This window comes from Galbibacter kalidii (genome assembly GCF_026241135.1).
GTDB lineage: Bacteria > Bacteroidota > Bacteroidia > Flavobacteriales > Flavobacteriaceae > Galbibacter.
This window is the reverse complement of record NZ_JAPFGA010000009.1, coordinates 97,205-123,878: the sequence shown is the minus strand read 5'-3', so window position 1 is coordinate 123,878 and position 26,674 is coordinate 97,205. Positions and strand designations below refer to the sequence as shown.

Below are 26,674 nucleotides of genomic sequence, written 5' to 3'. Positions count from 1 at the left end.
TTAGCAATACTGAGACGCATAATTATGCGTCTGTACATTAATTTATTTTTTTGCCCCAAATGGCAGTTCCGTCATTGTTTAAACCTGATAACAGAATGGTACTTTCCACCTGATTTTCCCAATCCCTGCCTCGTTCTACATGCAATTTATCTGTAAAACCGTTGGCCCAAGCAAGTGTTAGCCAAGGAGCATTGTATGTCCAATTGTTATCACTATTGCCATTGATGGAACCATCGGCATTCAGTTCTAAATTAATTGCCGTTTGAAAATCCGGCGAGGTTTGTTCGTTGTCATATCCAGGCACTACGTTATATCCTAAAATGATCTGTTCGTAATTCCCTATTAAATCTTCATTAGTAATATCGGTTTGTTCCACTCCTGCATAACGCTCAGGAGATACAATAGGCCAGCCGTCTTTCGTCCAGTGCATTTTACGCACGTGCAGCACCATATAAAAGCTATCCTCTCCCGGTCGTCCCTGATGTGACATATAGAATTGTCCGTTGCCATCATCAAAAATCCCCGGGTGCGATACCCCTTGCCAACCCGAATGTCCATTGAATTGATACGGCGCTAAAATCATCGGTCCGTTGTCTTCTTCAATATTGAGGTCATTCCCTGCAAAATCGTAAAAAGGTCCGTCAGGGTTATCACTTCTACCTACGCGCACATTGTATTTTGTCTGTAACCAATCGTAGGCGATAAACAGGTAATATTTGTCAAATTCGGGATTGTAAATAATTTCAGGGCCTTCAATATTTCCGTTAACCGTTTCACCGGTAAAGCCCCGTTGTGCCACCCGCACACCTTTGTCGCCCGAGGTCATGGCCAAACCGGATGAAGGATTCAATTGCAGTTTATAAATTCCGTCCCAAGCAGAACCGTAGTACATCCAATGGTTTCCGGCAGCGTCAACAATTACTGATGGGTCTATAGCATTGGTCTGAACGGTGGCATCGTCTTTTGATGTCACGACCAAGCCCTGCTCTGTCCACGGACCAAGCGGGGATGAGGCCGTTGCCAAACCAATAGTACTCAACCTCGGTGTGGAAGACGACAAGGAATAATACAAACGATATTCTCCATTGACTTCCATAATATAAGGTGCCCAAAGTGCATTAAAAGGTTCGCCCCCATTGTTTTTGATGAAAGTGCTACCCTTTTCAGGCAGGCCATCGAACACCCAACCAACAAATTCCCATTCAATTAAATCATCAGACTTGCGAATTTGCACACCCGGACGTATTTCAGCTCCGTAGGCCACATCAGTATTGTAACAATAATACGTACCTCCAGACTTGATAATCGACGGATCGTGAACATTGTACGGACCCCATTCATATACATTTTCAACCGGAGCCAAATTGGGATACGTATCCGTTATCGAATTGATCTCAAAGCCCACATTTTCTTCCCCGTTGTTTTCGACAGGTTCGATTTCTTCCTCACTATTATTTATCACCGGAGGTGTTTCGTCTTTGGAACACCCCACAAGCAAACAAATAATGGCAATGATCAGGTATGTAAAATTGTATTCATTCATTTTTTCAGATTGTCAACCAATTCAAACCTTCAAGGTCTTGAAGACCTTGGAGGTTTAGATTATTTAGCTTCGAGAACCACTACCGATAAGGGTGGTAATGTCAAACTCAATTTTCCTTTTTTCAGTTTAAAATCCTTAAATTCTGAAGGCGTAATTTTTTCAGGATTATCAAAAGTATTGTGGTCTTGTAACTTATCGGATTTTAATATTAATCCTGAAGCATTTTTGATACCCAGATTTGTTACATCCAACTCTATTGTGTTTTCCTTTTCAGCATCGATATTCGTCAAAGAAATATGTGTTTTCCCCTCTTTTTTTGAAGCAGAGATAGAAACCGCGGGTAAACTTTCACCGTTGAATTCATATTTAGGCGATTCAAACTCCACAGGAATCAAAGTTGCATCCTGATGCACATTATACATTTTCATAACATGATAGGTAGGTGTCAACAGCATTTTGTTGGTTTCGGCATCGGTCAAGATTACGGCCTGCAACACATTAACGGTTTGTGCCAGATTGGCCATTTTTACCCGATCTGCACGATTATTGAAAATATTGAGCGTAACCCCAGCAATCATTGCATCACGCATGGTATTTTGCTGAAACAGTGGAGTTCCGTTAGGTCCTTTATCTGTATCATACCAGCCTCCCCATTCGTCTACTACCAAAGCGATTTTGTTTTCAGGGTCGTATTTGTCCATAATGGCTGTGTGCTTTTCTATCAACTCTTCCATTTTAAGGGCTTCTGTCATAGTCTTGAAATAATGTTCTTCTTCAAAACCTGTCGACGAACTCTTGTTGTTCCAATCAATAACGGAATAATGATGAAGCGCCATCCCTTCTAAAAGATTATGCTTAATGTTCTTCATCAACACTTCAGTCCATTTATAATCCGAACTGGATGCTCCTGAAGCTATACGGAATATACCACTTTCGTTGGACCATCCGGAAAGGAAGGTAGCATACTTCCTATACTCATCTGAGTAGTATTCCGGTGTCATATTTCCGCCACATCCCCAAGCTTCGTTACCTATTCCCCAGTATTTTACATTCCAAGGTTTTTCCCTGCCGTTCTTTTTCCTCAGGTCTGACATCGGACTTTTACCATCATGATTGGTGTACTGCACCCAGTCTATCAGTTCCTGAACCGTACCACTTCCTACGTTACCTGCGAGGTAAGGTTCGGTTTCCAGGACTTCGCACAAGTTTAGAAAATCATGCGTACCAAAACTGTTGTCTTCTGTTACCCCACCCCACCAACGATTGACGATGGTTGGTCGATCTTCTTTTGGTCCTATACCATCTTTCCAGTGATAGGTATCGGCAAAGCAACCGCCCGGCCATCTCAGGTTAGGTATTTTCAAATCTTTTAATGCGACGATAATATCATTCCTAACCCCATTTGTATTGGGAATATCACTGTCTTCACCTACATAAAATCCGCCGTAGATACACCGTCCGAGGTGTTCTGCAAAATGACCATAAATGTGTTTGCTGATTGTTGGAGCCTCTTCGGATGGCTTTAATTCGACTGTGGTTGTTTTTTGCGCAATCGACAGTTGACTGGTCATAAGAGCAACCAACATCGTAACTGTAATTTTTCTCAAATTCATAAGCTGTTGTTTGTGAACAAAGACCGCATTTAATCTGCGGTCTTTGAAATTATAAAAACTATTTGAAACTAAATTAAAATAAATGTTTCATATACACATGATTTGCAAATTTTTAACAATCAATCAATTAAAAATTTAAAATCAATCTATGGAACTCACCATAACAATCTTTATTCACACGTACCTACCTATTAGACAAGGTTTATATAGGTGAAATTTATGGCTCGCTTCATTATCAATACCCAGGGTTTTGCTCTACAGGAAACGGGTTGTTATCTATTTCTCGCTGTGGGATAGGGAAATATTCCCTTCCCTCAACATAGGTTTCAAATTCCGGGTCTCTTGTTTCTAACCATGTCAGTTTGGACGGGTCGTCCAGCCATCCCCATCGACGGATATCGTCAAAACGATGACCTTCCAAACCAAATTCCAAAAAGCGTTCATGTGCTATTTGATCACGCATTTGCTGCTGACTCATATTGGCAAACTCAGTTGTTCGGTCGGGAAGATTTACTCTGTTTCTTACCCGTTGAATATAAGGTGCCGCATCTGCAGTTCGGTCGAGTTCATTAAGCACTTCAGCATACATCAACAATACATCTGCATAACGCATTAAACGTTCATTGATACCTGACCGCCAATCAAACTCATCGGGATATGTACCGTCTGAGTTTTGGTATTTAGCACAAAATAAATCATTTATATCAGCTGGACTGTTTGCATATACAGTTGCAAAATCATGCCCATATAGCATATCGCCACCGTCATAAAAAATAGTAGCATTCAAACGAGGGTCGACATCACCACTCACCGTAGCCTCTTCATGAAACTCGTCAAACAAAACCCAAGTAGGTTGTACATCAACATAACCAAACCCCCTAGGTCCATAAGTAATGGCACGTGCAGTGGTTTTACTCCAACTAGAACCTGGAGCTCCTACCCAACCCAAGTCGAGACCTCCTACATCACGGTCAAACTGAATTTCGAAAACAGATTCCATGTTGTTTTCGTTTTTGTCGGTAAAATTATCGCGATAGTTGGGTACTAAATCGTAAACTCCAAGGTTCATAACCGCTTCAAAAGCTGTCTTCGCCCCTTCGTAATCGTAAGTAAACAATTTGGCTTTGCCCAAATAACCCAAAGCAGCTCCTTTGGTGGCACGCCCTACCTGACCAGCATCTAAACCTGACACATCTGTATAGGATACAGGCAACAATTCGGCCGCAGCTTCAAAATCGGCAATAACCTGCGCCCAACCTTCTGCTTGTGTTTTTTGTTCGTGATATATTTCGGTAGTATTTGGCACCGGCACGTTATTGAACATTTTCACAGCGTGCATCAGAAGCAAACCTCTTAAAAAATAAGCTTGACCCAACACCCTATTTTTTAGGCCCTGATCTTCCATTTCTATATCCGGCACATGCTCCAAGACCTGGTTAGCCCTGTACATGCCAATGTAATAGTCTCTAAAGCCCCAACCGTAAATATCATCCAGCGCTACACTGGAATTAAATTTACCTATATTGGCCATAGCTCCCCACGGGCTATTGCTTCGGGTGTCGTCCGATTTGGTATCAATCATAATCTGGGTACTGCGCAAATAGGTGCCGTCGTAATAAAAAGCTTGGTATACTGCATTGACTCCTTTAAAGGCATCCAGATCTGTTTTCCAGAAATTCCCGGAATCCATCTCATTAGGGTTCAATTGTAACAAGTCGTCTTCCTTAACGCAGCCACATAAAACAAGTACTGCCAGAACAAGACTCATTGAAATTATTTTATTTTTCATTTTAATATTTTTTTTGTTAAAACTTAACTTCTAAACCTAAAGCCAAGGTTCTTGGGTTAGGGAATGATCCGTTATAAAATCCTCTAGAAAAAAGGCCATCACTCATAAAATCAGGGTCGTATCCTTTAAAACCATCGGTAAGCACAAAGAGGTTTTGTCCAGAAACATACACTCGAGCTCCACTGAAAAACTTGGTATTCTCTACTGGGATATTATACCCCAACTGAATATTCTGTAATTTCAGAAAGTCGCCATTCTCTACCCAACGATCAGAATCCCTCTGATTAGAATTAGGATCTCCAATAACTGGTCTTGGAATGTTTGTATTGGTATTCTCCGGTGTCCAGTAATTTAACATATCGGTATGGTGATTAGTATAGTCACCTATCATGACTGCACGGTAGGTAGCATTAAAAATTTTATGCCCCGCAGCTCCTTGAAAGAAAAACGAGAAATCAAAATCCTTGTAATTGGCACTGAAGTTAAGGCCGTAGCTTACTTTAGGAATGGTACCGCCCAAAAAAGTCCGGTCGTCATCGGTAATCAAACCATCATTGTTTAAATCCTTAAATCGAATGTCACCGGGTGCAGCATCAGGCTGATCGGCATGAGTATCAATTTCTTCTTGATTTTGAAAAATACCATCGGTAACATAGCCATAGATTTCACCGGCTGAACGACCTACTGCTGTTCGAGCCGCAGCACCAGGAATGGGTCGTCCATCTTCTCCAATCTTCAGCACTTCGTTTTTAAGCGTACCTACATTGGCAGAAATACTGTATCCGAAATCTTGTTTTTTGTAGTTCCTGTAAGTCAAGGCAAATTCAAGCCCCGTGTTGCGTACTGTTGCAGCATTGGTAGTTACAGAAGGATTAGCCCAGTCTTCCGGATCAATTGCTCCTGTTGAAAAAGGCAAGGGAAAATTAGCCAAGAGGTCTATAGATTTTTTAACAAAATACTCGGCTGAAAACTCAAGTGAATTATTAAAAAAACTGGTTTCTACTGCAACGTTGGTCGATTCGGTATCTTCCCACTTAATATCAGCATCTTTAATTTCCAAGGCCGTGGTTCCCTGCGCAAGTTCGCCACCAAAGGTAGCATGGGCAAACGAGTTTACAGTAGTGTAAAATTGGTACGGGCTAATAGTATTGTTACCCAACTGGCCATACCCCCCTCTTAGCTTTAAAGTATTCCACCATTCGGGCAAGTTGATAAAGTTTTCGTTATGCAGTTTCCAAGCTCCGGAAACAGAAAAATAGTTACCTGTGTTGTTGTTTGGAGCAAACAAAGACGATTTATCCTGACGGAAATTAGCGGTTAAAAAATACCTGTCGTCAAAAGAATAGTTTAAACGGCTAATGTAAGACAAGTACACTTCGGCACTTTCATTTTCAGAGGCATCCCTATTATCGGCATATTGCAGTTTGGGAATGGCCAAGTCTCCATAACCTACACCACGCGAAACGTGATTGTAATAGTCAGACCGCTCTTGCAACCAACCCAACAAAACATCTATATTATGTTTATCTCCCAATACAGTTTGATAAGAAAGTGTATTGTTAACAATGGTACGCTTAAGGTTTCCACTAGTAACATCTAGCGAAGCTTCATCATTTGTAGTACGATGATACCAATCTAAGTAACTAGGTGGTATAAAATAACGAGTCCCCCAATCTAATCTATCAGCACTAACATTAAGTTTATATTTTAACCCTTTTACTATTTCATATTCTCCCCAAACATTTCCTAAGAATCTGTTTCTTAGGTTTTCATTTGTGATTAAATTATTGAATCCTATAACATTCAATGTTATCGCCTTGTGGATAAGTTGGTCAGGACCCCCATAGCCTCCCAAATGCGTTTCGTCATATACTGGAATAGTGGGTATGTTTTGCAATAAATTTATAACTGAAGAAGTTCCTTCATTATACTCATTAAAGTTTTCTTTGTCTGATTGGGTATAAGAAATTTTGGCTCCGTACTTAAATTTACCCTTCTCCCCGCCAAGGTTCAAATTTGTAGAAAGCCTCGTATAAGCTTGAGGGGTTTTAAAGTAACTGGTATTTTTAAAATAATCCATATTTAAGCTATAATTCATAGCCTTTGCCCCACCAGTAAACGTAAGGCTTTGATTTTCTACCATTGCAGTACGAAAAGCAGCATCTTGCCAATCAGTATCTATATTACTAACATAATTCTCGCTAGTAGGATCGTTGGCCGGTGCTATAGCAATACCAGCATTGGTTTCAGCTACATTGGTTATTTCTTGATATTGTTCTCTGTTAACCAATGATAACTTTTTAGGGACATTCTGCATACCAGTCATTGATTTGTACGTAATGCCTATCTTTCCTTCCCTACCTTTTTTAGTAGTAATAATGACTACCCCATTAGCACCTCGAGCACCATATATGGCAGCTGAAGAAGCATCTTTTAATACTTGTATGGATTCGATTTCCCCTGTAGCAAAATCATAAGGATCATCTACAATCACACCATCTATAACGAATAATGGGTTATTATTGGCAAACGAGGTAATCCCTCTAATTTTAATATTCACAAAGCCTCCCGGCTCTCCTGATGATTGTACTGTAACTCCCGGTGCTTGCCCCTGAAGCATTTTGGCCACATCATAGGTCACTGTCTTCTTGGCATCCTCAACATCAACCACACTAACCGATCCGGTCAGGTCTGATTTCCTTTGAGATCCATATCCAATCACAACCACCTCATCCAAAGAAGCAAAATCTTCTTCAAGAGAGACGTTGACTGTCGTTGAGCTCCCAACGGTAGCCTCCAGGGTCTTAAAACCGATATATGAATATACCAGTACATCCCCCTGCGATGCCTGAATGGTGTATTTACCGTCAAAATCGGTTGCTATACCTATGCTTGTCCCCTTTACAATCACGTTTACCCCCGGAAGCGGTTCTCCTGAAGAAGCAGAAGTGACCACTCCTGTAACAGATTGTGATTGCTGAGCTTGTACGCCCACCAAAGGGATGAAGAAAAGAGCCATTATAAAAATCCGAATCCATCGGATTTCTACAAGACTCTTCATTTTCATGAGTTTGTTTGTTCTTTTCATATTAGTTAGATTAAGATTATAAGTGTTGTTTTTACATTTACAATTTTATTAAGATTTATTTAAATAAACAAATATTTTATTAACAATATCTTAATATTTATCTCATAAAATAAACATACGTCAATAACGACGCCACTTTTGCGAGGTGCAAAAAATCTGGTTTTTGGGTGTTCTTTACTGGTTTTTACCCTAAATTTGATTAAAATCACACCTAAAAAAAACTAAAAAACGTCAAATAAGTTAGTTTTTAACACTTATTTTGAATAAAGCTTGATTTTTTCACATCTATTTTCTTTTAACAGAGTTAGCTACCTAATAATCATCATTATGTTCATTTCATCAGTTTGTTTTTATTGTTATTAGGCATTTCATAAAAAATGAGTAAGTTTACATTTCGATATTATTAGATTAAGCTCACCCCTATGTTAAACAGCTACGATAAAGAAGACAAGGTTCTTCTGGCAGTCGATTGTATTATATTCGGATTTGATAAGGAAGACCTTAAAATATTATTAATTAAGCGGGATTTTGAACCGGAAAAAGGAAAGTGGTCCTTAATGGGTGGTTTCTTAAAACGCCATGAGACCCTTGACGATGCTGCCAACAGGATCTTGCATCATTTAACCGGTTTTCACAATATTTACCTGGAACAGCTTTACGGTTTCAGTAAGGTTGACCGTGACCCTGTAGAACGTACAATCTCTGTGGCCTACTACGCTTTGATCAATATCGAGGAACACAACGAAGAACTCATCGAACAATATTCCGCAAAGTGGTTTAGTGTTTCCAAGGCTCCAAAATTGATTTTTGACCATGATAAAATGGTGCATCACGCTATACGAAGATTGCGATACAGGACTTCCAACAAGCCCATAGGGTTTGAACTTTTACCAGAGAAATTCACCATGAGGCAGCTTCAGAAACTATATGAAGCTATTTTGGATGAAGAATTGGATAAGCGTAATTTCATCAATAAAATAAACAGTCTGGACATTCTTATAAAACTGAAGGAAAAAGACATGACCTCTTCCAGAAAAGGCTCTTTCCTCTACAAGTTTGACAAGGAAAAATATGACAAAAAAGTTGAGAACGGATTTACTTTTAAAATATAAGGACCTAATCCTCCTTTAAAAAAACTTGAAATTCTTCTTTTCTGATTTTCAACATACTGAATTTGCTGAGGTTTTGATAAAATTTCAACGTTTGTGGTTTGGTTCGGGCCTACGATAGGACCAAGCGTTAAAAAACATCCAGTGGATGTTTTTAGCGACGGGGGCCAGCCGGCGCGAGGGAATAATGACTCAGGCGGAATGAGTTATTTAGGACAGAATTGGTCAAACACATAATAAATTTAAGCTAAGTATTTATCTGCTTTGAGGACTCCCTGACAATCAAAGAAGACTTTAGTTCAATTTGCTTATTGGTCACTTCTTCTTTTTTATTTTTTATAAGATGAAGTATTAACTCCATAGCCTCTTCAGCCATGGCTTTGGTAGGTTGTGCAACCACTGTTATCGTCGGACTATAGGTTTTGAACAATTCGTTGTCATCGAAAGTGATGATCCCCATCTTATTTATTAGATCGGAAGATTTTTCCTTGATGACCTCTAAACCTGACTGCAATAAATAATTGGTTGCAAACAAAATGGCATCTATATCTGGATTTGTTTTTAAAAAATCTCTAATATATCCCCCACTATTGCCTTTTATAGCATCCTGAAAAGGAATTTGAAGCGTATACTCGGGTAAATTATGCTCTTTTATGGCCAATCTGTATCCTTTCAGACGATCTTCCATTTGTGATTGTGAAACGTCAATGGTGATATAAGCAATATTTTTAAAACCGTTTTCTACAAAATGGCAAACAGCCATATGGCTGGCGTCATTATTATCAGTAATGACATGATTGGCATTCAGTCCGGGAAAATATCGGTCTAACAAAACCACAGGAATATGCTCTTCTATCAGTTGGTTTATAGTGTTTTGAATACCGGGAGAGGAAACCAATATAAAACCGTCTACCTGTCTTATTTTAAACAGGTTGATCAATTCAACCGATTTTTTATCATCATTATCATTGCTACAAAACAGTACTTTATAGCCTTTTTTATAGGCTAAATCTTCAATAAGGCGAGCTAATTGTGCAAAGAAAAGGTTGGAAATGTCCTCAACCATAAAAACCAGAATCTTAGACTCCCCGGTTCGTAAACTTTGGGCGATTTGGTTAGGCGTGTAATTTACCTTTTTTACATGTGCTAAGACCTTTCCGATGAGCTCTTTAGAGATGTGTTTTTCTTCTGCCTTGCCGTTTAAAACAAATGAAACGGTTGTTACAGAAATATTAAGATCGGACGCAATGTCCTTTATAGATACTCTTTTCTTTTTCATTATCTTTTTAGTATATGAAGGTGCTTACATCAGACTGGAGAAGGTTATGCAGCTGTACCTCTTTTATAGGGATCGGCTAAATATAGCAATTTTTCATTAATATCATAAGATCTGTTATACCAAGTGAGTATTATACTCTTTGAAGTGTGATTGAAGGCTTTTTTGAGTTGCATCCGCCTCAGGCGGACGGAAGGAGAACCTGCCTGCCGGCAGGCAGGAAAGACAAAAAGCAGGATCAAAAGAGCAATTTTATAGTCAATTAAGGAAAGTTTAAATCACATTCTTTAACCTGCATTTCAATAGCCAACTTAGTGGGATTAAGAAAATATTTGTAATTTCACTGCCAAGGAAAAAGGAAAACCCAGTTTTAGGGTTTTATTTTTCTACATATATACTTCTTAAAGCGTCTATAAAGAGTAATATCTTCTTTTATAACATCCCCCCTCCGCTTATAGATGTAGATTTTTATTGTAAAATCTAAACCATTATTGCTTGTGATGAATTTCATAACAAATCATCCCTATTTATCTATAACTGTAATTGTACTTATCATGAATTTTACCATTAAAAAATTAACCCGATCCAAACATTCCCCTCTCGTCTATCTATTATTATTTCCATTTACCGTGATAACCCAGGCTTGCAGTCCGTTCTCGGGACCGGTAGACGAGTCTGTTTCCGATTCCTATTATTATTCAAAAAACAAAAAAGAAATCTATTACTGTCAGATGGGCAACTGGTTTGAATTGGGCGAAACAAAACTAAATGCCGATGCTGAAACTTTTAAGGTGCTAGCCCTAGATTTTGGAAAAGACAAAAACCATTTATACTTCAAAGAAAATGTCATAGACGAAGAAGTGGATGTTGCTTCATTTTCCGTGGTAGAAACCATTGGTTACTGTATCGACAAAGAGCATGTCTATATTCCATATGATTATACTCCTTACAAATATGAATACGGAAATAGACGGGATAAGCATTTATGGAAAATTGAAAAAGCCAACCCTAAAACCTTTGAAAAAATAGACAGTGATTGGTCAAAAGACGATAAGCATTACTATTATGATTATCATCTCATTAATGTTGATTACAGCTCTTTTGAGGTTTTGAATAAAAGCTTTGCCAAAGACAAGGACACGGTTTATCAGTTAAAAAATCCCACATTGCTCCCTACCCCTGCCATAGACCCAGCCACCGCCAAGACATTGAACGATCGCTATATTAGCGATAAAAACAACATCTATGATTTTCAGGAATATGTCGACGGAGAAAGAGTAGACTCACTAACCGCTTTTTCTTATAAAAATCTTGACGGTCTCAAAATCTTAAAAGATGAATATCTTGTGTTGGATGACAAAGTGATTTACGACGGGTTTGAAATCGGCACGGTTGACATCCCTTCTTTTCAAGTTGTTCATGAATCTTATGCCAAAGACAAGGAACGTGTTTTTTACCTGGGAAAAATGATTGAAAATGCAGATCCCAACACTTTTGAAATATTTGAAACCCCATATTTTTCCAAAGATAAAAATCATGTCTATGTCGACGGAAAAATCTTAAAAGAGGCTGATGTGGAAACTTTTGGACCTGCAGAAGGCAAATATTCTCTTGTATATCGAGACAAAAACCATAAGTATGGTAGAGGAGGAATAATCAATTACAACTAAATCCCTAGCATAAAATCACCAACCTTAATGTTTAATTCATAAAATGAAATTCTTAACCGATCATCCCTACTTATTACTAATCTTAATCATTATTGTTGTGAATTATATCATAAAAAAAATAATTCGGGACAAACATTCTCCCCTCGTCAGTGTTTTTTTGTTTTTTATTGCTGTGATGACCCAGGCATGCGATCAGTTTTCAAATCGGGTAGACAAATCTGTTTCTGTTTGCTATTACTATTCAAAATCGGGAAATGACATCTGTTTTAGACGTCAGGGGAATTGGTTTGAGGATCTCCCAATCCCAAAAATAAAATTAAATGCTGATGTTGAAAGTTTTAAGGTGATAGACCTACACTTCGGCAAGGACAAAAACTATTGGTACTTCAAAGAAAACAAAATTATAGACAAGGAAGTAGATTTCCCTTCGTTTACCGTGGCAGTAGGTGAACGTTTCTGTTATGACAAGAACAATGTATATGTCCCTCTTGACTATCTAGATTACAAGAGTCACCTCACCCGTCTTAGGGAAAAACGATTGGTCAATATTAAAGCCAACCCTAAAACCTTTAAAAAAATAGACCGTTATTGGGCAAAAGATGACAAACATTATTTCTATGATTTTTATCGTGTGCAAGCTGATTACGATTCCTTTGAGATTTTGAACAAAACCTATGCAAAAGACAAAGAATATGTTTTTATCTTTTCAGGGTTCCATTATTTTGGGAAAATCATTGAAAATGCAGATCCTAATACCTTTGAGATATTTGAAGATTCAGGTTATTCCAAAGACAAAAGTCATGTTTTTTACTGGGGGAAAATTTTAAAGGAAGCCGACCCAGCTACTTTTGGGCCTTCAGAAGGCAAAAACACTTCACTCTTCTATCAAGATAAAAACCACAAATATATTGAAGCAGAAATTATAGACGAAGAATGAGCTATTCCTTCAATAATTTGTCTTTGATTTCTTTCCAGCTTATCAGTTTTATATTTTCTTCTTCAAGGATTGTTTTACACTGATCACTGGTAAAAAAGTCAAAATCATCTTGTCTCCATTTAGCCCCCCAATACTTATTGTTGATGGTTATTTGTTGCATTTCACTGTCATTGTATGCCGTATGAATAATGAGCGCTCCTACGCTGGGCTTCAATTCCCTTATAATAGTTTTATATCGTTTGGCAAGTCCGCCTTCCTCATCAAAATCTTGGGGACTAGCACCATAAACATTATCCAAAACAATGTCTTTTTCTGTAATTTGTGCCTCATATTCGGGAGCTAGCCCTCTTGAAGTGACCATAACGGGAATATTATACTCCCTTCCTAATTGCAGATACAGCTTAAAGTATTTTAATTCGGAAAAAACCAGGCATCCCATGTGAATATCCAAATGGGAAGGGGCAATCCCGTTTGCTATGGACAAATCTATTTGAGCACGCAACTCTTTTTCAACATCTTCATAGGTAGCGTTATTCCCCAAATCATCACAATTATCATAAAAATATCCATTGGAATCCACCAAACTTGGAGCTTCTGTAACAGGTCTCCACTTGTAGTTGTCCCACTCACTGGTTAGGGCGAGATGTATCCCAATATCTGTTTCTGGATGTGTTCTCTTATATTCGGCAACTTCCAAAAACCAAGGTGAAGGGACGATTAAACTTGCAGAACTCACCAAACCATTTTCCATTGCCGTAAAACTTGCATGATTTTCAGAATGGGACACGCCCAGATCATCGGCATGGATGATAAGCAGTTTATCGTCTTTTGAATAGCCTAACCGTTCTGCTAGTGTAGAGGTTTGAGAAAACCCCAATAAAGGAATCAGAAATAAAAATAGAAAGATTGGTGGTTTCATGATTGGTTGATTTTAATGATGATTTAAAGTTACACAATTCATTTTTTAAAGGATTTGGAAAGTATAGCAACAATAGAATATTAGCAGTTTTTTCAGGATTGTTTTTGAATAAACTGTTTGCACTGCTTTATATAGTTTTTCCGTGGAGGTTAAAGATCAAGTATGAATTCTGTTATAATTAAATATGTTTAGCGGTTTAATTTTTCTTTAAAATCCCTAATAATCCCCCCTTTTAGAAGGATTTCTATCTGTCGATCACTCATAGTATGCCTGGCTTTAAATTCAAACAGGCTCCCTGATGCACTACTTACGTTTATAAGGATGTTATTTCTGTTTTTTATATAAGTCCTTAAATTTTTAAAACCTAGCATATTTCCTTGTTCTATTTTATTATAATCTTCCTCATTCACAAATTCAAGGGGAAGTATGCCAAAGTTTATCAGGTTTTGCCATGCAATTCTTGCGTATGATTTGGCTATTACACATACCTGCCCCAGGTATTTTGGGGCTAAAGCTGCATGTTCCCTGCTCGAACCTTGTGCATAATTTTCTCCTGCAATTACAACATGCCCCCCATGTGCCGGTTTAGACTTAATTGCTCTTTCATAAAAAGTAGTATCTATAACCGAATATGTATACTTGCTAATTTCCGGAATATTGCTCCTAAATGGTAAAACATCTGCTCCTGCTTTTAGAATTTCATCTGTAGAAATATTATCTCCCATTTTTAATAATACAGGTATGTCATATTCATCCGCTATAGGCGAAAAATCAGGTAATTCCTTTATATTAGGGCCTTTCTTCAACTGTACTTCAGACCCGTCTTCAAGAGGTGCTACCAAAAGATCAGTATTTATGATTTCTCTTTCCGGGCTTGTATATTTAGAATATTGTATATTCAATAATTTCCCTAGATCCCTAGGGTCGGTGATCTTCCCTGTTAATGCTGATGCAGCTGCTGTTTCAGGACTGCACAAATATACTTGATCATTTTCAGTTCCCGATCTGCTTGGGAAATTCCTTGGCATTGTCCTTAAACTTATAGTATTTGAAGATGGAGCCTGTCCCATCCCGATACACCCCATACATCCCGATTGGTGAAATCTAGCTCCTGCTTTAATTAAATTTGCAAAACTACGGTTCTTGATCATATTTTGAATAAGCTGCCTCGATGTCGGGTTGATATCAAATGACACCTCATTATTAACTGTTCTGTCTTTTACTATATACCCGGCTATCCAAAAGTCCCGTAGTCCGGGGTTGGCAGATGATCCTATTACTACCTGGTTAACAGGTCTTCCGGACACCTCTTTTACAGGGACCACATTTCCCGGGCTGGAGGGTAGCGCAATTAAAGGTTCTAACTCATCCAGGACAATTTCTTCATTATGGTCATATTTACAATCCTTATCTGAAATAATTTCAACCCAGTCTTCAGACCTTCCCTGGGCCTTTAAAAAGCGATATGTTTCATCATCACTGGGAAAAACTGTACTGGTAGCACCTAATTCTGCTCCCATATTAGCAACAACATGCCTATCCATGGCACTAAGATTTTTTAATCCGTCACCATAATATTCTATAATCTTGCCAACACCTCCCTTAACTCCATGTCTCCGTAGCATTTCGAGAACGATGTCCTTGGCGCTTACCCACTCGGGAAGATTCCCTGTAAGTTTCACTCCCATAATTTCCGGCATTTTTACATAATAAGGTTCTCCGGCAATAACCGAGGCTACATCCAACCCGCCTGTGCCTATGGCAAGCATTCCAAGGGATCCGGCAGCACAACTATGACTATCAGAGCCCACCAACGTTTTACCGGGGATTCCGAAGCGCTCCATGTGGACAGGGTGGCTTACGCCATTGCCGGGACGGCTATACCATAAACCAAACCGTTGAGCCGCCGTAAAAAGAAATAAATGGTCGTCGGCATTCTTATGGTCGGTTTGTAATAAGTTATGGTCTACATATTGAACTGCTATTTCTGTTTTAGCCCTTTTTAGACCCATGGCTTCTAGCTCAAGCTGAACCAAGGTTCCTGTTGCATCCTGTAAAAGAGCTTGATCTATCCTTATCCCTATTTCCTTTCCGGGGATGAGTTCACCCTCAATAAGATGTGCGTTAATCAGTTTCTGGGTTACATTGAATGGATACATGGTTTTCTGTTATTTTTAACTGAATGAAAAATCAGGAAATTTCTTTCTTATACTGTTCCGTAAACGTAATGAGGATATTAAAATTAGGCTGGGGAGTTCCTTTTAAAGTTAAGAAAATTATCTGGATATTTTTTGTTTCTGTTGAATAATTCATCAAACAAATCATTCTCTAATGAATTATTATGCTAGTGTTATTGACGCTTTTTTAAACTAAAGCAATCCGTAATAAAAGAATATCAGGAAATATATAACACTATTTGTGTAAAGGTTTTTAATTTTGTTTTACATATCAGCTTATAATTGAAGCTGCTTAACTTGACCTAACGAAGCTTTTTGCAATTGGCATCCGATCTGGACAATAATATTCTAATTATTCATAACAGTCAATGAAATCATGGCTATAATACATACGATTAACAGCTATTTACATAAAGAAAAAAAGAGGCCAAATCTCAAAAATTGAAAAAGAAAACACTCTTATTTTAGGATATAAAACAATTAAAGAATTTGAAATAAATATGTATAATCAGAAACTGGCAGCCTGGCCCCTCAACTAATTGTCCAATTTTTTGTTGCAAGTCCGTGTGGCCTTCCCTGAAAATGTTAAATAACACATAAATGATATTGTCGCTAACAGACGGATATTTTTAATTCCTATTTTTGCAAAAAAATCACTTTGATAGCAGAAATATTAATTGCCGCTTTATGGAGTATTTCTCCTTTAGGAGAGGCAAAAGTTGGAATTCCATACGCTATTTTTAATAATGTAAATATTTATATTTCATTTATAGTTTGTTTTTTAGCCAATGTGTTGGTATACCCCGTTATGACATTTTTTTTAGACCATTTAAATCATTCTCTGTTAAAATGGAAATTTTATAAAAAGGGGGCTATTAAAGTGGCTCAACGGGTTAAGGCTAGGGCAGGTTCCAACATTACCAAATTCGGCTTTTGGGGAATTTTAATTTTTGTAATGCTGCCAATACCTGGAACTGGAGTATATGCGGGCACTATCGCTTCTTCCTTATTCAAGATGCCTTACCAAAAAGCTTTTTGGGCTAATACTATTGGAATTTTTTTATCATGTATCATTGTTTGGGGAATGGCTCTAGCAACGTATCGCGGTATAAGTTAACGTGAGTTCGATTTAAGCCACGATTCTTTGATCAATGATTTCCAAGGTTTAAGGAAGGTTTTTTATCAAAGAACGAATAGGCTATTAATCCAGAAAGCAGGTTGGTGATAAAATTTTCAAAGCTCCTGTGTCTTGTGTGTTCCACTTGACACTGATTTTTGATCTCATCGTTTACGGTTTCAATCAAGGCTTGCTTCTTGAGCATGATCTTGTCCTGTAAAAGCATTAGGCAGTTTTTCATATTCTTTCTGATCTTGGTTACTAAATGTACTCCATCTACAAAGAGTTGCTCAAACAAATCCTTTCCTATATAACCTTTGTCGCCATATATTTTCCCAAAGACCCTCTTATGGAAATTGAGGTTCTTCAGTGGTTCCCTGTCATCTACGTTTCCTTGAGTGAGCATAAAATCCAGGATCTCCCCTTTGTCATTGACAATCAAGTGCAGCTTAAACCCAAAAAACCAACCTATGGAACACTGTCCCTTAGTAGCCATGCCCTTAAAGGTCTTGTGCTGCTTCTCCCTTTTAATATGGCAGGCCCGTAAAGGGGTAGAATCTATGAAGGAGATCCCTGTACAACGTCCCAAACAACAAGTTTTTAGAAAAATGGCTATAGGAAGCACTACTTTTTGCTGTAACTCTACAAAACGGTTATAGGATACGGTTTGTGGAAATTCCCCTTTCATATGAACCCTCACGTAATATAGGTAAAAGCGTTTTAGGTTCCTAAACTGCTTATGGTGAAACAGATCCATAATGGTCATAACTTCACTATCGGACAGTTTTGCTTTGCGGTTTCTCTTTTTGGTTTGTCTATCCCGTTGAAGGGCAGATTTATGGGTCGCTTTTTCAAATTCTTTGCAAAATTCATCGATAAGATAAAAAATTTCGGTAATTTTATCAGTAGAAATCATACGCAGAAAGTTTAGTTATAAAATTGAAAATCAGTACTTTAATTTACTAAATTTTCTGCTTTTTCTTCCTGAATATCTCTCTTTTTTATCTCGAACTCACGTTAAAAATAAAAAAGAGGACAATTCCCTGAAAATGGACTTGTCCTCGATGGTGACCCCGGCAGGATTCAAACCTGCAACCCTCAGAGCCGAAATCTGATGCGCTATTCAGTTGCGCCACGGGGCCTTATTCCTGCGGTGATAGCAGGAATCTATTTATCGTTTATGAAAGTCGTTGTTTTACAACCGTAGAGATCGTTTTTCCATCCGCTCTTCCGGCCAATTCTTTGGAAGCCATTCCCATCACTTTCCCCATGTCTTTCATGCTTTCTGCTCCGGTTTTGGAAATAATTTTGTCTACGATCTTGCCTATTTCATCTTCACTGAGTTGTTCCGGCAGGAATTTCTCAATAACAGCTGCTTGTGCCAATTCCGGTTCGGCCAAATCAGCTCTACCTTGTTCTTGAAAAATCCCGGCACTATCTTTTCTTTGCTTTACAAGTTTTTGCAACAATTTGATCTCCTCTTCTTCAGACAAGCCGTCTTTAGTAGCCGCATTGGTCTTAGCAAGTAAAAGCTCAGACTTCACTGCTCTCAATGCCTCTAAAGCCACAGAATCTTTTGTCTTCATTGCCTCTTTCATGGCTGTCATTATTGTATCTTGTAAACCCATAACTGTATCCTTGTTATAATACTGTGCGAAGATAAAAAAATAACCCGAAACCTTTTTAAAAAGATTCCGGGTTTTCTCAGCTATTATTACAAATGCTATTAATCTACATTGTCATGGAGAAAAGAATTATTACTTCTCAATTGTGTTTCTTCATTACTGTCTGAGCCTACACTCATTCTCGAAGATTGATCCGCATCATTTTTATCTTCCAAGTCTATCCCCATTCTTTTATATGCGGGTTGCTTTTCAATTTCTTCGATTTTCGAAGCATTGTTGTGAAACTTGTAGTTGAAATCCTTCAATTTTTTCCTGCGTTCCTCCGCCCTACTTTTTAAGTTCTCTTCAATAGAACTGTTCATAGGGTCTATTTCTTCAGACTGCGGTTTTTCTGAAGGCTTTTCTTCTACCACTTTCTTTTCAAAAGCCAATTCTTCTTCTACCTCTTCCTCTTCTTGTTTGGCCTTGGGTTTTGCATTGGTCAACTGATCTTCCATCTCCATATAATCGTCAAGGCTGTAACGCTTGGTTCCACCTTCTGAAACCTCGGTTATCGGAACAACTTCCACCGGATCTTTCACTTCATAATCGTCTACCTTATCGGTAAGATCGAATGTCACCGTTCGTTCTTCTTCCTCTTCTTCTTCATTGGTGTTCAACGGCATATCAAAAGATAAAGTGGTCTGTTTTTTATCCTTTGGTTTCAATATTTCCGGATCTACCACATCGATATCCTTGATCTTTGCTGTGGTGTCGATGATGACAAAATCATCTTCTTCAACAGAAATTTCATCATACACCACGTTGATATTCTTGATCAATTCTGAAGTTGGTATCAACTCCATTTTATTTCCCTCCTCCTCTTCGGGCTCTTCAACCAAAGTGTGTTTAATTACTTTTTCCTGTTTATGCTCTTTTTTTGCAACAGGCTTTGGTTCTTCATCATTACTGATATTCGATATAGGTTTTGAAGCATTTTTAGGAGTTAAATCGTGAACAGCTTTTTGTTCATCTTCCAAGGTGTGGATAATTTTTTTGGCTTCGGTATTAACTATTTCATGTTGCTGCTCTGGGTTAAATCCCGTTGCAATAACCGTTACGGCAATAGCTTCTCCTAAGCTTTCATCTTCACCAACACCCATGATGATGTTTGCATTATAACCGGCTTCAGTCTGAATATGATCGTTGATATCTCCTATTTCGTCCAGGGTAATTTCTTCAGCTCCCGAAACAATTAGTAGCAGTACATTTTGGGCGCCTGAAATTTTGTTATCATTTAGTAGTGGAGAGTCCAACGCTTTCATAATGGCTTCAGGGGCACGGTTGGATCCTGTGGCAGTGGCCGATCCCATAATGGCAGTCCCACTGTTGGAAAGTACCGTTTTTGCATCCCTCAAGTCAATATTCTGGGTATAGTGGTGGGTAATTACTTCTGCAATACCTCTTGCGGCTGTTGCCAACACTTCATCAGCCTTAGAGAAACCGGCTTTAAAACCGAGGTTTCCATACACTTCCCTTAGTTTGTTGTTGTTGATCATAATAAGCGAATCCACATGGGAACGCAATTTTTCAACCCCTCTTTGTGCTTGTTCATTACGCATTTTCCCTTCAAACTGAAAAGGGATGGTCACAATACCCACAGTGAGTATGTTCATGTCTTTAGCAAGTTTGGCTATAACAGGTGCCGCTCCGGTTCCTGTTCCACCTCCCATACCTGCTGTAATGAAAAGCATTTTGGTATTGGTGTCCAACATGGCCTGTAATTCTTCTAAGCTTTCAATAGCTGCTTTCTCCCCTACCTCCGGGTTGGCTCCTGCGCCAAGTCCTTCGGTAAGCGATACCCCCAACTGTACTTTGTTGGGAACGCCACTGTTTTGCAACGCTTGTGAATCGGTGTTACAAACCACAAAGTCTACTCCGTTTATTCCTTGTTGAAACATGTAATTGATCGCGTTACTACCGCCACCGCCAACGCCAATAACCTTGATCACATTACTTTGGTTCTTCGGTAAGTCGAATGAGATGTCTCCCATATCTTTCTTATCTTTCTTGCTACTCATAATAATACTTTTTACCCTGTTTATGCTATTTAATACTTACACTTTCCCGGAAAGAGCCATTATTCGGCATTATCCAAGAAATCTTTTAACTTCTCTGACCATTTCTCAAGAAAGCTTTTACGCTCTCTTGGCGGTTCAGTTGTTTGGGGCGTTGATTCGTTATCTTCGGTTTGTTCTTGCTGTGTTTCTTTTTTCGCTTCCTTCTTTTCGGTTTTAATGGAAGGACTCGGATTGTTTTTCTTCTGCTGCTCAATAGCATTGATAACCAATCCCACTGCAGTGGCATATACCGGGCTGGCCACTTCAGTATCGGAATCACCGGCCAGGTGTTCATTCGGATATCCTATTCTGGTATCCATTCCGGTGATGTATTCCACTAACTGCTTTAAATGATTGAGCTGACTCCCTCCTCCTGTCAACACAATACCGGCAATCAGTTTTTTCTTTTGTTCTTCATGCCCGTAATTTTTGATTTCCATATACACCTGTTCGATAATCTCTACCACTCTGGCATGAATGATCTTCGACAGGTTTTTCAGTGTTATTTCTTTAGGCTCCCTCCCTCTCAATCCGGGGATGGAAACAATCTCGTTGTCTTTGTTTTCTCCCGGCCAGGCTGAACCGAATTTCACCTTCAGGAGCTCTGCTTGTTTTTCTATGATAGAGCAACCTTCTTTGATGTCTTCGGTAACCACATTTCCGCCAAAAGGAATCACTGCCGTATGCCTGATGATCCCGTCTTTGAAAATAGCTAAATCGGTTGTTCCTCCTCCTATATCGATCAAAGCCACACCGGCTTCTTTTTCTTCCTGACTCAACACCGCATTGGCAGCGGCAAGAGGCTCTAATGTGATCCCTGCCAGATCCAAACCTGAGCTTTTCACACATCTTCCGATATTCCTGATGGAAGAAACCTGCCCTACAACCACATGAAAATTGGCTTCCAAACGTCCACCATACATCCCAATGGGTTCTTTGATCTCTGCTTGTCCGTCTACCTTATATTCCTGTGGCAACACGTGGATGATCTCTTCTCCCGGCAACATCACCAACTTATAAACTTGATTACATAATTTATCCAAGTCTTCTTCATTGATCACTTCTTCAGAATCTGATCTGGTGATATAATCACTGTGCTGTAAACTTCTGATGTGCTGTCCGGCAATACCCACCACACAATCCTCTATTTTAAGTCCGGAAACACTTTCTGCTTCCTGAACCGCTTGTTGTATCGATTGAATGGTTTGTGTAATATTGTTTACCACACCTCTGTGTACCCCTAAACTTTTGGATTTGCCGACACCCAATATCTCAAGTTTACCATAATCATTCTCACGGCCAATCATCGCCACTATCTTAGTGGTCCCTATGTCTAATCCTACAGCGTATCTAGTAACTTCCATAATTTATTTTTTGGTACACACAACCTGATTCTCAAAATTGAGGTTTACAACCTTATACTGATCTAGCGTTTTATCGTGTAATCCCTTCTGATAAAATGCTTTGAAATTATTGAATTTAGATTCCAGATTGTCAACCTTCCCTACTTTCAAAATAAAGCCTTCGGTTCGCATTTTCAATTCAAAGCGATCTCCCTCTTGGTGAATCCCGATAACATTCTTCTTCAAAAATTCATCGCCTCTTATGAATTTTGCCAGTTCGTACAATTCAGACAAGTTCTTTTTTATTCCGGAACCGGTTACCAAAGGCACTCTGGCTGAATATACAGGAGACAATGACATCTCTTTGCCTTGACTGTCTACGTAAAACGATTGTTGTCCTTCAACCCTCACTATAGGCGTGCGCTGAAGTATTTTTGCTCCAACTTCCCCATTTATAGATACATACACATCTGCCTTCCGAACCATCTCGTTGGCATTGAGTGTTTTCTCCATTTTATTCAAAGCTAATTTTTCTTTGGATACGCTCGAAGTGGTGTCTTCATTTTGTATCAACAATTTATTAACTGAATTTCTGGTGATAAACAAACCACCATCATCCAGATATTCAATCTGACAACTCTTGCTCGACATGCGTTTATCATTCCTCTTGTTTGAAAAGGAATATAAGAATCCCAACAGGAGGAAAACTGCCAATAATTTTATGTAACTACTGTATTTTCTCACTTAACGTCTTTTTTATGGAATTAACTTCTTGTCCAATATCTCCCGCGCCAATACTCAAAAAAACCTGTGAAGTACTTTTTTTCAATACTTCCGGAAGTTCTTCTTTGGTCACCTTCTGTTTGTCGGGATGTTTTATCATCCCAAGCAACCAGTCGGATGTGACTCCTTCCATAGGTTCTTCTCTGGCAGGGTAAATGTCCAGTAAAATAATTTCATCAAAACAAGCTAAGCTCTTTGAAAATTCAGGGGCAAAATCTTTTGTTCTCGAAAACAGATGTGGCTGAAAAATAGCCGTTACCCTTTTGTTGGGGTGTGCACTTCTAACGGCTTCATGAACAGCGTCAATTTCTGTAGGATGATGTGCATAATCATCGATATAAACCAGGTTTTTCTCATTGATCTGATAAGAAAACCTTCTTTTTATTCCTTTAAAACTAGATAGCGCGTCGGCAAGGCGGCTTAGGGGGGTACCTATAGTTGCCGCCATCGCCAATGCTGCTAATGCGTTCAACAAGTTGTGTTTTCCAGGCTTGTTAAACCGAACTCCTTCAATGAATTCTGTAGGAGTTTTTAAATCAAAATGGTAGGTTGAGTCAGTTATCTTTATATTGTTGATTGTATAATCTGATTTGTCTTCTATTCCGTAGGTGATTCCGTCAATCGGAAGTCCGCTTTTCACAAAAAGCTTCCCTTTGGACTTTAGTTTTTTAGTGAATTCAACAAAGGCCTCTTTTATACCAACTTCATCACCGTAAACATCCAAATGATCGGCATCCATAGTAGTGATACATGCCACAGTTGGCGATAGGTGTAAAAACGAACGGTCAAATTCGTCGGCTTCTACAACGGTATATTTATTCCCTTCAATAATAAAATTGGTGTTAAAATTTTCTGAAACACCTCCTAAAAAGGCTGTTATGGGAGTGCCGGTCTCTTTCAAAATATGGGCTAAAATGGCACTCGTTGTTGTTTTTCCGTGAGTTCCTGCCACTGCAAAGCAATAGGTGTCTTTGGTGATCAAACCTAAAACCGCAGCTCTTTTTTGAATCGTAAAGCTGTTTTCAGAAAAATAAACATACTCCTTATGTGTTTTGGGTACAGCAGGAGTATAAACAACTAAGGTGTTTTCTTTATTTGTAAAAACTTCAGATATTTTCTCGATGTCTTCTTCAAAATGAACGTCTATCCCAATCGCTTGCAGCCCGTCTGTTATATCGGTAGCGTTGCGGTCGTAGCCGGCAACATTTTTTCCAATGAATTTAAAATAACGCGCCAAAGCAGACATACCAATGCCTCCTATGCCTAAAAAATAAACGTTATTTATCTTGTTTAAATTCATCTTTCCTTTATTCCTTTATTAATTTTTCAATGGCATCCACAATATCTTTTGTGGCATTTGGCAAAGCCATTTTTTTGAAATTCGCTCCCAACTCCTTTTGTTTTTCTTCAGAAGTCAATACTGACAAAAATTGAGATTCGAATACCGAATCAAGCTCGTTTTCTTTTATCAAAATTGCGGCCTGATGATCGACCACTGCCTGCGCATTTTTGGTTTGATGGTCTTCCGCAACATTGGGTGACGGAATGAAAATAACCGGTTTCCCTACAATGGCGAGTTCAGAAACCGAACTGGCCCCAGCACGGGAAATGATCATATCTGCCGATGCATATGCCAAATTCATATCGTTGATAAAAGCTTTTACTTTTATTGATTTGCTATCGTATTTTTTGTACTCTTCGTAATACAGTTTCCCGCATTGCCATATAAGTTGTACGTTCTTTTTCTTAAAAAAGTTCAGCTTTTTTTCGACCAATTCGTTAATTTTTCGAGCGCCCAAACTTCCACCCATGACAAACAGTGTTTTACGATTGTCATCCAACTCAAAAAATTTTAACCCTTCTTCTTTTTTATCCGTTATTTCCAACAGATCTTGACGGACCGGATTTCCTGTTTTCACGATTTTATCCGCCGGAAAAAAACGCTCCAAACCATCATAGGCCACAAAAATCTTCTTCACATCCTTTGCCAACCACTTGTTGGTAATTCCAGGGAAGGAATTTTGCTCTTGCAACACACAAGGCACTCCTTTTCCCGCAGCGGCTTTCAATAGTGGACCACTTGCATAACCCCCTGTTCCTATGGCGATATCAGGCTTGAATTTCTTCACTATTTTTTTGGCCTTCCATATACTGCTGATCAGTTTAAAAGGAAACATCAAATTCTTCAGCGTAAGCTTTCGCTGGATTCCGGAAATCCACAAGCCTATGATCTCATAACCGGCTTGCGGGACTTTCTCCATCTCCATTCTATCCCGGGCTCCCACAAACAAAAACGAAGCCTCCGGATAGCGAAACTTAAGCTCGTTTGCTATTGCAATGGCCGGGTATATATGTCCCCCGGTTCCTCCTCCCGATATGATAAACCTATAATTGCTCACTTAAAATATCCAACGGATTTTGACTGTTCAACTCTTCTTTAATTTCCTTTTCCTCCTGCCTTTTTGCACTTACACTTAAGACGATTCCTATGGCAAGACAAGTCATCCAAATAGACGTTCCCCCGCTACTTATCAAGGGGAGTGTTTGGCCGGTCACCGGAAACAACTCCACCGCAACAGCCATATTGATAAATGCCTGTATAACTATGGGCAAGCCAACGGCTATGACCAGCAGTTTCCCAAAGGTAGATTCTGATTTATGGGCTACAATCACAAGCCTAAACAACAAAAGCAGGTATATCAGCACCAAAATCAAGCCTCCTACGAGTCCATATTCTTCGATGATAATCGCATAAATAAAGTCGGACGAACTTTGGGGCAGGAAATTCTTCATAACACTTTTTCCGGCACCAACACCTACAACCCCTCCGGTTGCAATGGCAATTTTGGCTCTTTCTATTTGATAATCGGCTTCTGTATCTTCAGCATCTGTAAAATTTTCAATCCTGCTAATCCATGTATCTACCCTGTTTGGAAACAATCCCGGAAAGGCTTTTGCCGTCAACACAAACATAGTGAGTGCCAATAAGCCTGCACCAACAATCCCCAATATATATTTCCACGGATAGCCTCCAACAAAACACAACAAAAGCACCATAAAAAAGATAATAGCTGTGGTCGATAAGTTCGCAGGAAGGATCAAAATCAACACCAAAAAAACCGGTAGCCACAACGGTACAATGGTTTCCTTAAACCCAACTTTAGTGTCTTTTATTTTTGAAAGGTATCTCGCTACATGGACCAGCAGAACGATTGATGCCAAAGTGGATGTCTGGAAAGTAATCCCTACAAGCGGCACTTGAATCCATCTACTCGCATTGGCCCCTCCTATGGTAGTGCCCTGAGCAAGGGTGATAATCAATAACAGAATTACGATAGGCATCGCTATAATGGACAGTCCTTTAAAATATCGATACGGAATTTTATGAACGGCATAGATAATCCCCAATCCGAGGAACAACAGCATGGCGTGTTTCAACAAATATCCAAAGGTAGTTCCGTTACCGACCACATACACCAAATTGGTACTGGCGCTGTAAACCGGCAAAAAGGAAAACAGGGCCAACAAGCCTACAACGGCCCAAATGGCTTTATCACCTTTAATATTTTTGAATAATTCCTTCACT

19 protein-coding genes and 1 tRNA gene are annotated in these 26,674 nt (G+C 38.9%); 4 read left to right on the top strand and 16 right to left on the bottom strand.

From position 1 onward, the window contains the following. Positions 1 to 37 precede the first annotated feature (37 nt). The 4 genes from OOZ15_RS10985 to OOZ15_RS10970 all read right to left on the bottom strand — a co-directional run bounded on the left by OOZ15_RS10985 (position 38) and on the right by OOZ15_RS10970 (position 8,033). Positions 38 to 1,543, bottom strand: coding sequence for an arabinan endo-1,5-alpha-L-arabinosidase (locus OOZ15_RS10985; RefSeq protein WP_265956455.1), 1,506 nt, complete (start codon positions 1,541 to 1,543; stop codon positions 38 to 40). Positions 1,544 to 1,602: 59 nt separating this feature from the next. Continuing rightward, entirely contained in the window at positions 1,603 to 3,156 is a 1,554-nt protein-coding gene (locus OOZ15_RS10980) for an alpha-N-arabinofuranosidase (RefSeq protein ID WP_265956454.1), read from the bottom strand. A gap of 235 nt (positions 3,157 to 3,391) precedes the next feature. Then, positions 3,392 to 4,945: a RagB/SusD family nutrient uptake outer membrane protein gene (locus OOZ15_RS10975; RefSeq protein ID WP_265956453.1), complete on the bottom strand. Its 1,554-nt coding sequence runs from the start codon at positions 4,943 to 4,945 to the stop codon at positions 3,392 to 3,394. 16 nt (positions 4,946 to 4,961) lie between these two features. Then, the gene (locus OOZ15_RS10970) at positions 4,962 to 8,033 is read right to left on the bottom strand and encodes a SusC/RagA family TonB-linked outer membrane protein (RefSeq protein ID WP_265956452.1); all 3,072 of its coding nucleotides are present in this window, start codon (positions 8,031 to 8,033) and stop codon (positions 4,962 to 4,964) included. A gap of 422 nt (positions 8,034 to 8,455) precedes the next feature. On the opposite strand from OOZ15_RS10970, the gene OOZ15_RS10965 reads away from it, so the two are divergent. Continuing rightward, a complete protein-coding gene (locus OOZ15_RS10965) occupies positions 8,456 to 9,145 on the top strand; it encodes an NUDIX hydrolase (protein WP_265956451.1) in 690 nt (229 codons plus the stop codon). Between the two features lie 244 nt (positions 9,146 to 9,389). On the opposite strand, the gene OOZ15_RS10960 is transcribed toward OOZ15_RS10965, so the two are convergent. Beyond that, positions 9,390 to 10,421: a LacI family DNA-binding transcriptional regulator gene (locus OOZ15_RS10960; protein WP_265956450.1), complete on the bottom strand. Its 1,032-nt coding sequence runs from the start codon at positions 10,419 to 10,421 to the stop codon at positions 9,390 to 9,392. A 497-nt stretch (positions 10,422 to 10,918) separates the two neighbouring features. On the opposite strand from OOZ15_RS10960, the gene OOZ15_RS10955 reads away from it, so the two are divergent. Continuing rightward, a complete protein-coding gene (locus tag OOZ15_RS10955; RefSeq protein WP_265956449.1) occupies positions 10,919 to 12,088 on the top strand; it encodes a DKNYY domain-containing protein in 1,170 nt (389 codons plus the stop codon). 43 nt (positions 12,089 to 12,131) lie between these two features. After that, positions 12,132 to 13,025 carry a DKNYY domain-containing protein gene (locus OOZ15_RS10950; protein WP_265956448.1) on the top strand — a complete coding sequence of 298 codons (894 nt, stop codon included), beginning with the start codon at positions 12,132 to 12,134 and terminating at the stop codon, positions 13,023 to 13,025. A gap of 1 nt (position 13,026) precedes the next feature. Here the strand turns inward: OOZ15_RS10950 and OOZ15_RS10945 are convergent, their stop codons facing one another. Next, positions 13,027 to 13,944, bottom strand: coding sequence for a polysaccharide deacetylase family protein (locus tag OOZ15_RS10945; RefSeq protein ID WP_265956447.1), 918 nt, complete (start codon positions 13,942 to 13,944; stop codon positions 13,027 to 13,029). 188 nt (positions 13,945 to 14,132) lie between these two features. Beyond that, positions 14,133 to 16,103: an aconitate hydratase gene (locus tag OOZ15_RS10940; RefSeq protein ID WP_265956446.1), complete on the bottom strand. Its 1,971-nt coding sequence runs from the start codon at positions 16,101 to 16,103 to the stop codon at positions 14,133 to 14,135. A 676-nt stretch (positions 16,104 to 16,779) separates the two neighbouring features. Here OOZ15_RS10940 and OOZ15_RS10935 point away from each other — a divergent pair. After that, positions 16,780 to 17,238 (top strand): COG2426 family protein, encoded by a 459-nt coding sequence (locus OOZ15_RS10935; protein WP_265956445.1) that lies wholly within the window; start codon positions 16,780 to 16,782, stop codon positions 17,236 to 17,238. A gap of 31 nt (positions 17,239 to 17,269) precedes the next feature. On the opposite strand, the gene OOZ15_RS10930 is transcribed toward OOZ15_RS10935, so the two are convergent. The 9 genes from OOZ15_RS10930 to OOZ15_RS10890 all read right to left on the bottom strand — a co-directional run bounded on the left by OOZ15_RS10930 (position 17,270) and on the right by OOZ15_RS10890 (position 26,673). Then, a complete protein-coding gene (locus OOZ15_RS10930) occupies positions 17,270 to 18,154 on the bottom strand; it encodes an IS982 family transposase (RefSeq protein WP_265956444.1) in 885 nt (294 codons plus the stop codon). Between the two features lie 149 nt (positions 18,155 to 18,303). Next, positions 18,304 to 18,380: transfer RNA gene (locus tag OOZ15_RS10925), tRNA-Arg, on the bottom strand. A gap of 36 nt (positions 18,381 to 18,416) precedes the next feature. After that, a complete protein-coding gene (locus OOZ15_RS10920) occupies positions 18,417 to 18,866 on the bottom strand; it encodes a GatB/YqeY domain-containing protein (RefSeq protein ID WP_265956443.1) in 450 nt (149 codons plus the stop codon). A 98-nt stretch (positions 18,867 to 18,964) separates the two neighbouring features. Next, positions 18,965 to 20,923 (bottom strand): cell division protein FtsZ, encoded by a 1,959-nt coding sequence (ftsZ, locus tag OOZ15_RS10915; protein WP_265956442.1) that lies wholly within the window; start codon positions 20,921 to 20,923, stop codon positions 18,965 to 18,967. A 59-nt stretch (positions 20,924 to 20,982) separates the two neighbouring features. Beyond that, positions 20,983 to 22,326, bottom strand: a complete 1,344-nt coding sequence (gene ftsA / locus OOZ15_RS10910; RefSeq protein WP_265956441.1) for a cell division protein FtsA — start codon at positions 22,324 to 22,326, stop codon at positions 20,983 to 20,985. 3 nt (positions 22,327 to 22,329) lie between these two features. Then, complete coding sequence (locus OOZ15_RS10905) at positions 22,330 to 23,049, bottom strand: cell division protein FtsQ/DivIB (RefSeq protein ID WP_265956440.1); 720 nt, start codon at positions 23,047 to 23,049, stop codon at positions 22,330 to 22,332. Next, on the bottom strand, positions 23,033 to 24,388 hold the full coding sequence (gene murC, locus OOZ15_RS10900) for a UDP-N-acetylmuramate--L-alanine ligase (RefSeq protein ID WP_265956439.1): 1,356 nt from the start codon (positions 24,386 to 24,388) through the stop codon (positions 23,033 to 23,035). Before murC ends, OOZ15_RS10905 begins: the two co-directional genes overlap by 17 nt. Positions 24,389 to 24,395: 7 nt before the next feature. Continuing rightward, positions 24,396 to 25,487: an undecaprenyldiphospho-muramoylpentapeptide beta-N-acetylglucosaminyltransferase gene (murG, locus tag OOZ15_RS10895; RefSeq protein ID WP_265956438.1), complete on the bottom strand. Its 1,092-nt coding sequence runs from the start codon at positions 25,485 to 25,487 to the stop codon at positions 24,396 to 24,398. Beyond that, on the bottom strand, positions 25,474 to 26,673 hold the full coding sequence (locus OOZ15_RS10890; protein WP_265956437.1) for an FtsW/RodA/SpoVE family cell cycle protein: 1,200 nt from the start codon (positions 26,671 to 26,673) through the stop codon (positions 25,474 to 25,476). Before OOZ15_RS10890 ends, murG begins: the two co-directional genes overlap by 14 nt. Position 26,674: the final 1 nt, after the last annotated feature.